Here is an 11760-nt window from a genome sequence, read left to right as displayed (position 1 = left end):
TCTTCCTCCTTCCCCCTCCCACCCCCCCCCCCTCCCTCCCTGTCTTCTGTGTCTGCCCACCCTGCCTGCCCCCCCCCCCCATCCTCCTCCGTCTCCCCCGCCGCCGTATGTGCGTACGTGGACGTGTCCGTACGGGTGCGTGCGGGGGCCTGCGTCAGTGACCGGCCGCGTGGGACGCCGAGGCGGAGTCCGACGGCGTCGCCTGGCCGGCGTCCTCGCCGGCGCCGGTGCCCGCCTCCTCGCCCTCGGCCGCGCCCTCGTGCTCACCCTCGCCGCCGTGCTGGCCCTCCGCCGGCGCGGTCGCGCCGCCGGTCGGGCTTGCCGTGGGCGTGGCGGCCGGGGGCTGCGGCACGACGGACGGACCGTAGTCCTTGAAGTAGGAGTCCGCCGGCACCACGAAGGCCTGGAGCTTCACGTCGCCGGTCTCGCTGAAGCGGAAGACGACCTCTTGCACGTTGCCGCTCTGCCCGGCCTCGCGGCCGTTGTCGATGACGGCCGACGCGTTGCCCTTGCCGCCGACGACGACCGAGCCCAGGGACGGAATGGTGATCGGGCCGCCACCGGTGGCCGCGCTCAGCTTCACCGTCGCGTTGGTGCCCGGCAGCGTGATGGCGTCGAGCGTCTGCGGCTCCTGGCCGTTGTTGAACAGCGTCGCCGAGACGACCGCCGGCCCCTCCGCGCCTGCCACAGGCTGCGAGATCACCGTCGCGTTCTGGATCTTGATGTCACCGACCGAGGTGGCGGCGTTGTCCGGCTTCACGCCGAGCGTCTGCGCGTCAATGCCTGCGGAGCAGGCGGAGAGCGAGGCGATCGAGATCACGAGGGCACTGGCGGCGATGACGCCGCGTCGAAGGCTGCGGCTCACGGCGGCGGCAACTCCTTGGACGTACGGACGGGCTGGGGTGTTCAGGGCCTTGCGGGTCTTACAGCGGGCTTAGGTTACCGAGCCATGGTCGGCGCCCCGCACCCGACCCGCCCCCCGACACGGCCCGACCTCGCGCAACGACACCCCGACTGCACCCCGACCGCACCCCGACGACACCTCCGCCGCACCCCCGGCCGGACTCCCGGCCGGACCGGCGGGGGCCCGCCCGGCCGGTTTTGGTCTGCTGTTCACATAACCCGGGTGATCAATTCCGCAGGCCATCACACATTCCTTACCGAAAACCGCGCCGAACCCCTCGGTGATCAATTCCGGATTCCTTCTCGCCACACCTCCGAGCGGGTGACCGCGCCTCGAACGGAGTACGGGAAGTAGACTGCTGTGAACCAGGCAAATCGGGACGTTCGCCCGCATGGGCGGGGGTTGTGGCGCGTGTAACGTGCGCGTTTCTGCGCGCCCTTGCAGCCGCTCCGACCTGCGAATACCCCCTTCCGGAAGTCGTCCGCAGCACGTCCGGGTTGCTGTTGTCAAGCCCCGAGATACGCCCTGACCTGCGAAAACGCCATTCAGAAGAAGCCGTTCTCGTGTTACCCTGGATAGCCACGGAAGGGGTACCTGTCACATGACGTTCAAGGTTGGCGACACCGTGGTCTATCCCCATCACGGGGCCGCGCTGATCGAGGCCATCGAAACTCGCCAGATCAAAGGCGTGGACAAGACCTACTTGGTGCTCAAGGTCGCTCAGGGCGACTTGACGGTTCGTGTGCCGGCGGACAATGCGGATCTCGTTGGCGTGCGAGATGTGGTCGGTCAGGACGGGCTGGACCGGGTCTTCGACGTGCTGCGCGCGCCGTATGCGGAGGAGCCCACGAACTGGTCCCGTCGCTACAAGGCAAATCTCGAGAAGCTCGCCTCCGGCGATGTCATCAAGGTCGCCGAAGTGGTGCGTGACCTGTGGCGCCGCGAGCGCGAGCGCGGTCTCTCCGCAGGTGAGAAGCGCATGCTGGCCAAGGCGCGCCAGATTCTGGTGAGCGAACTGGCCCTCGCGGAGAACACGAACGAGGACAAGGCCGAGGCTCTGCTCGACGAGGTCCTCGCGTCCTGACGCCAGGCGTCGGCGCTCTCCCGCGCCAAGCGTCCACGGTGCAGAACTGAATGCCGCGGTGCCCGCTGACCAGCTGAAGGGTTGTGTCGCCGGGCACTGCGGCATGTCCGCACGATCACATGTCCGGCGCCGGGCAGATTCCCGGCGCCCCCACCATCCCGACGTCCCCCGTCCCCGAGCGTCACGGCCACTTGGCGTGCCGGGCCCGGGCAGCTGGCGCAGCTCGCTCAACCAGGTGTCACGGAAAGAGTCCGGTCAAGGCGTCGCGCCCGGCACGCTGTGGCCATACCCAAATGAGCCGAGGACACAAACCTGGCCAAGGCGAACTCGGTCCTGGCCATGCCAAATGGGGCCGTCCCCGACCTTCGGAGTGGAACCGATGTCAGAACAGACGCGCACCGGCCGCACCGCCGTGGTGATCCCCGCGGCAGGCCGGGGCGTACGGCTCGGCCCGGGCGCCCCCAAGGCGCTCCGCGCGCTCAACGGCACGCCCATGCTGATCCACGCCGTACGCGCCATGGCGGCCTCCCGGGCCGTCTCGCTCGTCGTCGTGGTCGCCCCGCCGGACGGCGCCCCCGAGGTCAAGAACCTGCTCGACGAGCACGCCCTGCCCGAGCGCACCGACTATCTGGTCGTCGCCGGCGGCGACACCCGCCAGGAGTCCGTGCGCCTCGGCCTCGAAGCGCTCCCCGAGACGGTCACCACCGTCCTCGTCCACGACGCGGCCCGCCCGCTGGTCCCGGTCGACACCGTCGACGCCGTGATCGAGGCCGTACGGGCCGGAGCCCCGGCCGTCGTCCCCGCCCTGCCGCTCGCCGACACCGTCAAGCAGGTCCAGCCGCGCGAGAAGGGCGAACCCGAGCCCGTCGTCGCCACCCCCGAGCGGGCCCGGCTGCGCGCCGTGCAGACCCCGCAGGGCTTCGACCGCGACACGCTCGTACGCGCCCACGAGACGGTCGTCGTGAACGGCGACGGCGCCACCGACGACGCCGGCATGGTCGAGCAGCTCGGCGCGCCCGTCGTGGTCGTACCCGGCCACGAGGAGGCGTTCAAGGTGACCCGCCCGCTGGACCTCGTCCTCGCCGAGGCCGTACTCGCCCGCAGGAGGGCCAACGATGGCTTCTGAAGCATCTGATTTCCGGCTACCGCCGGGTGGCATCCCCCTCGTCGGCATCGGCACCGACGTCCACGCCTTCGAGCGGGGCCGCGAGCTGTGGTGCGCGGGCCTGCTCTGGCCCGACGAGGAGTACGGCCTCGCCGGCCACTCCGACGGCGACGTCGCCGCCCACGCCGCCTGCGACGCCCTCTTCTCCGCCGCCGGCGTCGGAGACCTCGGCGCCCACTTCGGCACCGGCCGCCCCGAGTGGTCCGGCGCCTCCGGCGTCACCCTCCTCGCCGAGGCCGCCAGGATCGTCCGCGCCGAGGGCTTCGGGATCGGCAACATCGCCGTCCAGGTCATCGGCGTACGACCGAAGATCGGCAAGCGGCGCGACGAGGCCCAGAAGGCCCTGAGCGAGGCGGCCGGCGCGCCCGTGTCCGTGTCCGGCACCACGACGGACGGTCTCGGGCTCACCGGCAGGGCCGAAGGGCTGGCAGCGATCGCGACAGCGCTCCTCTTCCGCGCGTCCTGACCCGTACGGCCCCGCGAGTGGGGTAGACGCGGTTGTGGAGTCAACGAATTCCTGCGCCACGAGTGAACGAGTTCAGGAGGACCGCAACCGTGACCGCCCAGCTCAGCGACAAACTCAAGGACCTGCTCGACAAGCCCGTCTTCGTCAACCTCGCCACCATCCAGCCCGACGGAAGCCCCCAGGTGTCTCCCGTATGGGTGAAGCGCGACGGCGACGACCTGCTGATCTCGACGACCGTCGGACGGCGAAAGGAACAGAACATCCGGCGCGACCCCCGGGTGACCGTGCTCGTCCAGCCCTTCGACGAGCCGTACACGTACGGCGAGATCCGCGGCACCGCCACCCTGACCACCGAGGGCGGCCAGGAGCTGATCGACCAGCTGTCCGTGAAGTACACCGGCAAGAAGTACGCGGAGTTCAACCCGGAGGCCCACAAGGACGACCCGCGCGTGATCGTCCGGGTCACCCCGCGGAAGATCGTCGGCGCGCTCGCCTGACCGCCGCCGGCCGCCCCCGGTCACAATCGTGTCCCCGCGTCCTCGAGGGGCGCGGGGCACTGCCGCAGGGCCACTACTCTTGAGTGGTGACTATTCGGCTGTACGACACCAGCGCCCGGCAGATCCGTGACTTCGTCCCGCTCACGCCGGGCTGTGTCTCGATCTACCTGTGTGGCGCGACCGTGCAGTCCGCCCCGCACATCGGGCACATCAGGTCCGGGCTCAACTTCGACATCATGCGCCGCTGGTTCGAGTACCGCGGCTACGACGTCACGTTCATCCGCAACGTGACGGACATCGACGACAAGATCATCGCCAAGTCGGCCGTCCAGAACCGCCCCTGGTGGTCGATCGGCTACGAGAACGAGCGCGCGTTCAACGCGGGCTACGACGTGCTGGGCTGCCTGCCCCCGTCGTACGAGCCGCGTGCCACCGGCCACATCACCGAGATGGTCGAGATGATGCGCGGCCTCATCGAGCGCGGCCACGCCTACGAGGCCGACGGCAACGTCTACTTCGACGTGCGCTCCTTCCCGGGCTACCTGGAGTTGTCCAACCAGGAGCTGGACAACCTGCTCCAGCCCTCCGGCGAGGGCGAGACCGGCAAGCGCGACCCGCGCGACTTCGCCATGTGGAAGGCCGTCAAGCCGGGCGAGCCCTCCTGGGAGACCCCTTGGGGCCGCGGCCGCCCGGGCTGGCACCTGGAGTGCTCGGCCATGGCGCACAAGTACCTGGGCTCGGCCTTCGACATCCACGGCGGCGGCATCGACCTGATCTTCCCGCACCACGAGAACGAGATCGCTCAGGCCAAGGCCTTCGGCGACGACTTCGCGTCGTACTGGGTGCACAACGCCTGGGTCACCCTGAGCGGCGAGAAGATGTCGAAGTCGCTCGGCAACTCGGTGCTCGTCTCCGAGATGGTCAAGCAGTGGCGGCCCATCGTCCTCCGCTACTACCTGGGCACCCCGCACTACCGCTCGATGATCGAGTACAGCGAGGAAGCCCTGCGCGAGGCCGAGTCGGCGTTCGCACGCATCGAGGGCTTCGTCCAGCGAGTCACCGAAAAGGCAGGGGAGGCGGTCGCTCCCGCCGCCGAGGTGCCGCCGGCCTTCGCCGAGGCCATGGACGACGACCTGGGCGTCCCGCAGGCCCTCGCGATCGTCCACACCACGGTCCGGCAGGGCAACAGCGCGCTGGCCGCCGACGACAAGGAAGCCGCCGTCGCCCGCCTCGCCGAGGTACGGGCCATGCTCGGCGTCCTCGGCCTGGACCCGCTCGACCCGTACTGGGCGGGCGAGGTGGACCGCGGCGAGGACCTCCACGGCGTCGTCGACACGCTCGTACGGCTCGTGCTGCAGCAGCGCGAGGCGGCGCGGGCCCGCAAGGACTGGGGGACCGCGGACGCGATCCGCGACCAGCTCAACCAGTCCGGCCTCGCCATCGAGGACAGCCCCGACGGCCCGCGCTGGACGCTCGGACCGCGCTGACCCGCAGCGATGTGCCGCCCGGCCTTCCGGGCGGCACACTTTGTCTTGACGACACACGCGATCCGCACACGCACCGGGATCGCAGAAGCAGAGGAACAGGAAGGTCATGGCCGGGAACAGCCAGCGCAGGAACCGACGTACGTCCAACAAGAAGGGCGCGACGGTCGGCAGCGGTGGCAAGCGACGCCGCGGCCTCGAGGGGAAGGGCCCCACGCCGCCCGCCTCCGCCCGCAAGGGCCACGTGAAGAACCGCCTCGCCAATGCCAAGGCCAAGCAGGCCGCGCGGCGCCCCGTCGCCCGGCGCGGCGGCAAGGGCTCGTCCGAGATGGTCGTCGGCCGCAACCCCGTCTTCGAGGCGCTGCGCGACGGCGTGCCCGCGACGACGCTGTACATCCAGCAGTTCATCGACAACGACGAGCGGGTGCGCGAGGCGATCCAGCTCGCCACCGGCCGCGGCAACATCAACATCATGGAGGCGCCGCGCCCCGAGCTGGACCGGATGACGAACGGGCTCAACCACCAGGGGCTCGTCCTCCAGGTCCCGCCGTACGAGTACGCGCACCCGGAGGACCTCGCGGCCGCCGCCTTCGACGACGGCGAGGACCCCCTGATCGTCGCCCTCGACGGCGTCACCGACCCCCGCAACCTCGGCGCGGTCGTCCGCTCCGTCGCCGCCTTCGGCGGCCACGGCGTGGTCGTCCCCGAGCGCCGCGCCGCCGGCATGACGGCCGGCGCCTGGAAGACCTCCGCCGGCACCGCGGCCCGCACCCCGGTGGCCCGCGCCACCAACCTCACCCGCGCCCTGGAGGCCTACCAGAAGGCCGGCATCACCGTCGTCGGCCTCGCCGCCGACGGCGAGGTCGAGGTCGGCGAGCTCGACGCCCTCGACGGCCCGGTCGTCATCGTCGTCGGCAGCGAGGGCAAGGGCCTGTCGCGCCTGGTCGGCGAGACCTGCGACTTCCGCGTCCGCATCCCGATGCCCGGAGGCGCCGAGTCCCTGAACGCGGGCGTCGCGGCAGGCGTGGTCCTGTACGAGGCGGCACGCCGCAGGGGCTGATCCCGCAGCCCCGCGAGGCGCAGCACGGGGCGGGTCCCGGGCCGACGGCCCGGGACCGGCCGGCCGCGCTCACGAGGGCGGAAGGCTCAGGACGTCAGTCCCGCCAGTCTGGCGCGGGTCAGGACGGCGATGGTGAAGGCGTCGGTCACCCGGCCGTCGGCGACCATCGCCTCGGCCTCCGCCGGCGGGACCGTGCGCGCGCTGCGGATCCCCTCACCCGTGGCGAGACTGCCGATGCCGTCGATGCGGGCCGCGAAGAGCAGCACGTGGTCGGCGACCATGCCGGTGTCCGGATGGACCGCGCCCAGAGCGGTCAGTTCGAGGACGTTCGCCCCGATCTCCTCGCTCAGCTCCTTCGCCGCGTTGGCCTCGGCGCCGAGACCGCGCGTGCCGAAGCCACGCGGCACCTCCCACTGCCAGGAACGGGTCGCATGGCGGTAGTGCTCGACGAGCACGACCCCGCCGTCCAGGAGCGGCAGCACCACACAGCCCGGCTCCGCGGTCGGGCTGACCGAGCGGATGTACGTACCCGTACGCCCGTCCGGGAAGCGCACCGGATCACGCAGCAGCATCACGTACGGGTCCGCGTACAGCACACCGCCCGCCGCCGCGACCGCCTCCGGGTCGGAGAGGATCTCGATGCCGCCCGGCACGTTCAGGAACAGATCGGGGCGCTCGGCGCGCAGCCGTTCGTAGAGATCCATCCGGACACGACCTCCTGAGTGCGGGTGACTGCTGATCACGCGTCGGGCGACTGCTGGTCCGCCTGCCTCCCGCGGGGCTCGGCCCCGGTCTCCGCGACCCGGCCCCCGTACACCCGCAGAATCGTCCCCCAGTCCTTCTTCAGGTTGCCCAGCCTGAGCGTCGGCAATGTCACGGAATGACTGAGCCCGGACCGACCGCCCCTCCCGCCCCGCTCCCGGAACTCCAGCCGGATCGCCACCGCCCCGGCCGCCGCCGTCGCCAGCTGGATCGAGCCGCCGAGCAGCGAGACCTCCTCACCACCGGTGATCTGGAGACTGATCCCCGCCGACTCGAGCACCACCGCCGCCACGATCTCCCGCTGGAAGCCCTGCTGCGACCTGCTCACTTTCCGCGCCCTACGCAGCATGCGCGCATGCCGCCGCGCGATGTCGGACGTCGCCGAGCCGAACTCCTCAGCCGACGGCAGCCGCCCGTCCCGGAAGCCGCCCCGCACGAACGCGTCCAGCGCGTTCACATAGCCCCGCCACTCCTCCTCCCGGCGCAGCCGCGTGATGTCCGCCAGCGACAGCGAGCCGTACGAATTCGGCCCGTCCACCGCCCGGTGCAGGGAATCCGCGAACAGGTCCCGCAGCAGCAGCCCGATCGCCTCCGGATCGTCGTCCCGCGCCCGGTCCTCCAGCCGCAGCTCCTCCAGCGTGGAGCGCGGCGGCGAGTCGGGCGGGGTCAGCGCGATCAGCCTGCTCGCCTTCGGGATGCCCAGGTTGTAGAGGAGGTCGATCAGCTGCTTGACGGGGACGACATGCTCGCCGTCCCGCAGGATGTTCTCGTACGGCTCCGTCCCCGGCCTGGTCAGGAACTCGCGGTAGACGTCGCTCCGGGTGATGTTCCGGTCGACGTCCTGCTCACCCGCCCAGATGTACAGGTCCTTGAGGATGCCCTCCCGCATCGCCTTGGCCTGCTCGACCGGTATCCCGAGGTTCTTCGCGAGCTGCGGCGCCCGCAGCCGCCGCAGCCCCGAGAGCTCGCGCGAGAAGAAGTTCCCCACCGCGTCCGCCCGCTCGCGGTTCGCCTCGTCGTCCCAGTCGAACCGTACGAACGCCGGATCCGCCTCGTCCGCGAGCAGCCGCTGCCAGTCGCGGTGCACGGCCCGGTCGTAACCCCACGTGTACTCGCCCGCCGGATCGCGCTCGGTCAGCAGATACGGCACCAGCGCGCGGTCGTTCAGCAGCCGGACGAACGCCTCCCGCTCGACGGGATCCGCCGAGGCGCGGTAAGGGGCGCTGAGCGCCTCGTTGTTGAGGAAGTACGCGCGGTTCACGACCAGCGTGCCGCTGTTCACCAGCGCGCGGCGCAGCTCGGCCGAGGCGGCGGCCACGGTATCGGCGCTCGGCCGGGGCGGGGCGTCCGCGCTCTGGCGGGCGGCGGCGAGACCTGCGGGGAGCCACTGGTTGTCGAGCGCCTGCGCCATCACGGGATAGTCGGTGAGGTCCCCGAAGACGAGCTGACCGGCGCTTCGGACGCCGTTCCCGCCGGTGCCGTCGCCGCTGCCGCTACCGGTCCCGTCGGACATGGATCCGCCTTCCCCTTCGGTCAATCTCGGTCAACTTCCATGATTCCAGAGGTGACTGATGTGGCGTTACCGATCGTCGGTTCACCGACTCGGAAGGATTGGCCGATCTTGACGGGTCTCGGACATTTCAGCGCCGTCAAGGCAGTGTCCTAAACACAGGTCACTCGGTTAGATGAGTGTGGACACCAGAACGCCCCGGCCCGGGTTCGACGAGCAGAGCTTCCTGAGCATGGTCAAGGTGGACTGCGATCCCGCGCAGGTCATCGTGAACCACGCCAGCTTCCGCGTGCAGCTCGGCCCCGGCCAGACCGCGCGCCCCGTGCGGGGCATGGCGGACACCGCCAGGATCCCCGTCGCCGCGGGCGCCGCCATCGCGGCCGGCGCCGGTACGGCGGGACGCCGCCGCGCGCCCGTCGTGTGGAGCGGGCGGTCCACTCCGGGCGACCCCGGCGCGACCGGGCTGCTGCAGGCCGTGCGGACCACCAACACCCTCGACACCGTCCCGGAGTACGACGGTGGTGCCACGCAGGTCCTCCCCCGGGTCGACCTGGCCTCCGCCCCCTCCGACACCACCATGCCCACCCCCGTCATCGGACGGCAGGGCGGCCCCGGCCCCCTGCTGCCGCCCATGCGGCAGGCGGAGGGCGCGTACGACGCGTACGACACCTACGACACCTACGACACCTACGACAACTACGAGGCGTACGAGCCGTACGGCCAAGAGGCCGAGGAGGAACCGGACTTCGGGCGCGGGCAACGCTCCGGTCACGGGACCGCGGGCGGCGAGCGCCGCCACGCCGCCGACGCGGGCGTACGGCACGGCTACTACCCCGGACGCCGCATGAACCTCGGCGTCGTGCTGCTCCCGCTCCGCGTCTTCCTCGGCCTCATCTCCATCTACGCCGGCATGGGCAAGCTCTGCGACCCCGTCTACTTCGACGGCGGCGAACGCGGCTCCATGGTCAAGTGGCTCCACTCGCTGGACCCCTGGACGCTCGCCGAGCCGCTGCGGGACTTCGCGCTCTCGCACCCCGTCGGCTCCGGACTCACCGTCGCGTTCCTGCAGGTCGTCGTCGGCGTCCTCACCGTTCTCGGCCTCTGGCAGCGGGTCGCGGCCGTCGTCGGCGCGCTGCTCTCCGCCGCACTGATCATGACCGTGAGCTGGCGGACCGTCCCGGCGTACGACGCGCCGGACATCGTCTACCTCGCCGCCTGGTCCCCGCTGATCATCGCGGGCGCCCCGGTCTACTCGGTCGACGGCCGCCTCGCGGGCGAGGCCTGGCGCAAGCTCGGCCCCCGCTCGGAGCTGTGGGAACTGCGGCGCCGGGTACTGCGCCGCGGCGGGGTGCTCGCCGCGGTCGTCGTCGGCCTGACCCTGCTGATCGGCTCGATCCTCGGCGGAGCCGTACGCTCCACGGAACTGGTCACCGTGCCGGGACCGAACGTCGACCCCACCAACCACCTCCCCGGCTCCCCGCTGCCGCAGGAGTCGGGCGAGCGCAGCCCCTCCCGCCGGGCGGAGCAGCGGCCCGAGCCTTCCAAGAGCGAGACGAGCAGCCCGGCCGCGGAGAAGGCCGAACCGTCCGAGACGGTCCGCGAGTCCGGCCGCGTCGGCGAGGCGAGCAGTCCCAGCCAGTCCCAGGGCGCGGGCAGCGGCCAGTCGCCGACCCAGTCCCAGCCGGTCCAGCCGCCGTCCGGCAGCTCCTCCGGTCCCACCTCCACCGGCGGAGCCTCGGACGGCAGCACGTCATGGGGCAGCACCAACGGCGGCGGTTCCGGCGACGACGGCTCGGGCGGCAGCAGCGGTGGCAACCACAACCCGATCGGCGGTCTCCTGGGCTGAGGCCGACGCTCGCCGCACACGGCGAAGGGCGGTCACGGCGTCGTAGCGACGCGGTGACCGCCCTTCCGCTGTCGCGGCGGGTCGGCACGCGGGACGTCTGCACGCAGGACGTCTCACGCAGGGGGTCCGCAGGCAGCACGTCCGCAGGCGGCGGTCTGCAGGCCGACTTGCTCAGCGGGAGCGCGCTCAGTTGGGGGTGCGCTCAGCGGGAGTGCGCCGAGAGCTCCCGCGCCGCCTCCGTCAGGTCCTTCGCCGTGTCGATGGCCCGCCAGTACGCCCCGTGCGGCAGCGGGAAGCCGGCCAGCGACCGCTCACGGGCCAGCCGCGGAAACGTCGTTCGCTCGTGGTCACCGCGGTCCGGCAGCAGGCCGGTGAACGCCGGGGAGAAGACGTACACGCCCGCGTTGATGAGATACGGCGACGGCGGCGACTCGATGAAGTCGAGAACGTGCCCGAACTCGTCGGTCTCCACAGCCCCCCACGGAATACGGGGACGGGCGAGGGCGAGCGTCGCGGTGGCGTCCCGTTCCGCGTGGAACTCGGCCATCTCGCGCAGCGAGAAACGCGTCCAGATGTCACCGTTGGTCGCGTACCAGTGCTCATCCGGGTGGGGGAGGCTCTTGGCGGCGTGCTTGAGGCCGCCGCCCCGGCCCAGCGGCTCCTCCTCGACCACGGTCGTGACACGCAGCGGCAGCACAGCGCTGTCCAGCCACTCCTGCAGGACCTCGGCGAGATGCCCACAGGAGACCACGGCGTCGGTCACACCCTCGTCGGCCAGCCAGGCAAGCTGATGGCCGATGATCGGGGTCCCCGTTCCGGGGATCTCGACCATCGGCTTCGGGCGATCGTCGGTGTACGGGCGCAGCCGCGAGCCCTGGCCGCCGGCCAGGACCACCGCCTGCGTCGGATACGTATGCATACGGGCACGATAAGCGGTGCACCTGCACGGGCAGCGAGGCCCGTGGGGAACGGGGCTGATGAA

11 protein-coding genes are annotated in these 11760 nt (G+C 71.4%); 7 read left to right on the top strand and 4 right to left on the bottom strand.

Features of this window, described 5'->3' with window-relative positions:
• Positions 1-154 precede the first annotated feature (154 nt).
• The gene (locus tag ACFV9O_RS09630; protein ID WP_385414603.1) at positions 155-865 is read right to left on the bottom strand and encodes a DUF461 domain-containing protein; all 711 of its coding nucleotides are present in this window, start codon (positions 863-865) and stop codon (positions 155-157) included.
• Between the two features lie 640 nt (positions 866-1505).
• Here ACFV9O_RS09630 and ACFV9O_RS09625 point away from each other — a divergent pair.
• The 6 genes from ACFV9O_RS09625 (at position 1506) to rlmB (ending at position 6660) form a co-directional block, all read left to right on the top strand.
• Complete coding sequence (locus ACFV9O_RS09625) at positions 1506-1988, top strand: CarD family transcriptional regulator (protein WP_017945956.1); 483 nt, start codon at positions 1506-1508, stop codon at positions 1986-1988.
• A 379-nt stretch (positions 1989-2367) separates the two neighbouring features.
• Positions 2368-3114 (top strand): 2-C-methyl-D-erythritol 4-phosphate cytidylyltransferase, encoded by a 747-nt coding sequence (gene ispD, locus ACFV9O_RS09620; RefSeq protein WP_385414600.1) that lies wholly within the window; start codon positions 2368-2370, stop codon positions 3112-3114.
• The gene (gene ispF, locus ACFV9O_RS09615; protein ID WP_385414599.1) at positions 3104-3619 is read left to right on the top strand and encodes a 2-C-methyl-D-erythritol 2,4-cyclodiphosphate synthase; all 516 of its coding nucleotides are present in this window, start codon (positions 3104-3106) and stop codon (positions 3617-3619) included. The genes ispD and ispF overlap by 11 nt, the downstream gene beginning before the upstream one ends.
• 89 nt (positions 3620-3708) lie before the next feature.
• On the top strand, positions 3709-4116 hold the full coding sequence (locus ACFV9O_RS09610; RefSeq protein WP_385414596.1) for a PPOX class F420-dependent oxidoreductase: 408 nt from the start codon (positions 3709-3711) through the stop codon (positions 4114-4116).
• An 86-nt stretch (positions 4117-4202) separates the two neighbouring features.
• The gene (gene cysS, locus ACFV9O_RS09605) at positions 4203-5603 is read left to right on the top strand and encodes a cysteine--tRNA ligase (RefSeq protein ID WP_385414595.1); all 1401 of its coding nucleotides are present in this window, start codon (positions 4203-4205) and stop codon (positions 5601-5603) included.
• Positions 5604-5709: 106 nt separating this feature from the next.
• Positions 5710-6660 (top strand): 23S rRNA (guanosine(2251)-2'-O)-methyltransferase RlmB, encoded by a 951-nt coding sequence (gene rlmB, locus ACFV9O_RS09600; protein ID WP_385414592.1) that lies wholly within the window; start codon positions 5710-5712, stop codon positions 6658-6660.
• 86 nt (positions 6661-6746) lie between these two features.
• Here the strand turns inward: rlmB and ACFV9O_RS09595 are convergent, their stop codons facing one another.
• Together ACFV9O_RS09595 and ACFV9O_RS09590 are read right to left on the bottom strand one after the other, a co-directional pair.
• Positions 6747-7364: an NUDIX hydrolase gene (locus ACFV9O_RS09595; RefSeq protein ID WP_385414590.1), complete on the bottom strand. Its 618-nt coding sequence runs from the start codon at positions 7362-7364 to the stop codon at positions 6747-6749.
• 35 nt (positions 7365-7399) lie between these two features.
• Complete coding sequence (locus ACFV9O_RS09590) at positions 7400-8935, bottom strand: hypothetical protein (protein ID WP_385414587.1); 1536 nt, start codon at positions 8933-8935, stop codon at positions 7400-7402.
• A 172-nt stretch (positions 8936-9107) separates the two neighbouring features.
• Between ACFV9O_RS09590 and ACFV9O_RS09585 the strand changes: the two genes are divergently transcribed.
• Positions 9108-10778 carry a DoxX family membrane protein gene (locus ACFV9O_RS09585; RefSeq protein ID WP_385414584.1) on the top strand — a complete coding sequence of 557 codons (1671 nt, stop codon included), beginning with the start codon at positions 9108-9110 and terminating at the stop codon, positions 10776-10778.
• 202 nt (positions 10779-10980) lie between these two features.
• Here the strand turns inward: ACFV9O_RS09585 and ACFV9O_RS09580 are convergent, their stop codons facing one another.
• Positions 10981-11697 carry an NDP-sugar synthase gene (locus ACFV9O_RS09580; RefSeq protein ID WP_385414581.1) on the bottom strand — a complete coding sequence of 239 codons (717 nt, stop codon included), beginning with the start codon at positions 11695-11697 and terminating at the stop codon, positions 10981-10983.
• Positions 11698-11760: the final 63 nt, after the last annotated feature.

The organism is Streptomyces sp. NPDC059909 (genome assembly GCF_042730885.1).
In the GTDB taxonomy this organism is placed as follows: domain Bacteria; phylum Actinomycetota; class Actinomycetes; order Streptomycetales; family Streptomycetaceae; genus Streptomyces.
This window is presented reverse-complemented; position numbering and strand designations above follow the sequence as displayed.

Coding starts and splice junctions, on each gene's coding strand:
- ACFV9O_RS09625 (WP_017945956.1), top strand. CDS start 1,506: ATGACGTTCAAGGTTGGCGACACCGTGGTCTATCCCCATCACGGGGCC.
- ispD (WP_385414600.1), top strand. CDS start 2,368: ATGTCAGAACAGACGCGCACCGGCCGCACCGCCGTGGTGATCCCCGCG.
- ispF (WP_385414599.1), top strand. CDS start 3,104: ATGGCTTCTGAAGCATCTGATTTCCGGCTACCGCCGGGTGGCATCCCC.
- rlmB (WP_385414592.1), top strand. CDS start 5,710: ATGGCCGGGAACAGCCAGCGCAGGAACCGACGTACGTCCAACAAGAAG.
- ACFV9O_RS09595 (WP_385414590.1), bottom strand. CDS start 7,364: ATGGATCTCTACGAACGGCTGCGCGCCGAGCGCCCCGATCTGTTCCTG.
- ACFV9O_RS09590 (WP_385414587.1), bottom strand. CDS start 8,935: ATGTCCGACGGGACCGGTAGCGGCAGCGGCGACGGCACCGGCGGGAAC.
- ACFV9O_RS09585 (WP_385414584.1), top strand. CDS start 9,108: ATGAGTGTGGACACCAGAACGCCCCGGCCCGGGTTCGACGAGCAGAGC.
- ACFV9O_RS09580 (WP_385414581.1), bottom strand. CDS start 11,697: ATGCATACGTATCCGACGCAGGCGGTGGTCCTGGCCGGCGGCCAGGGC.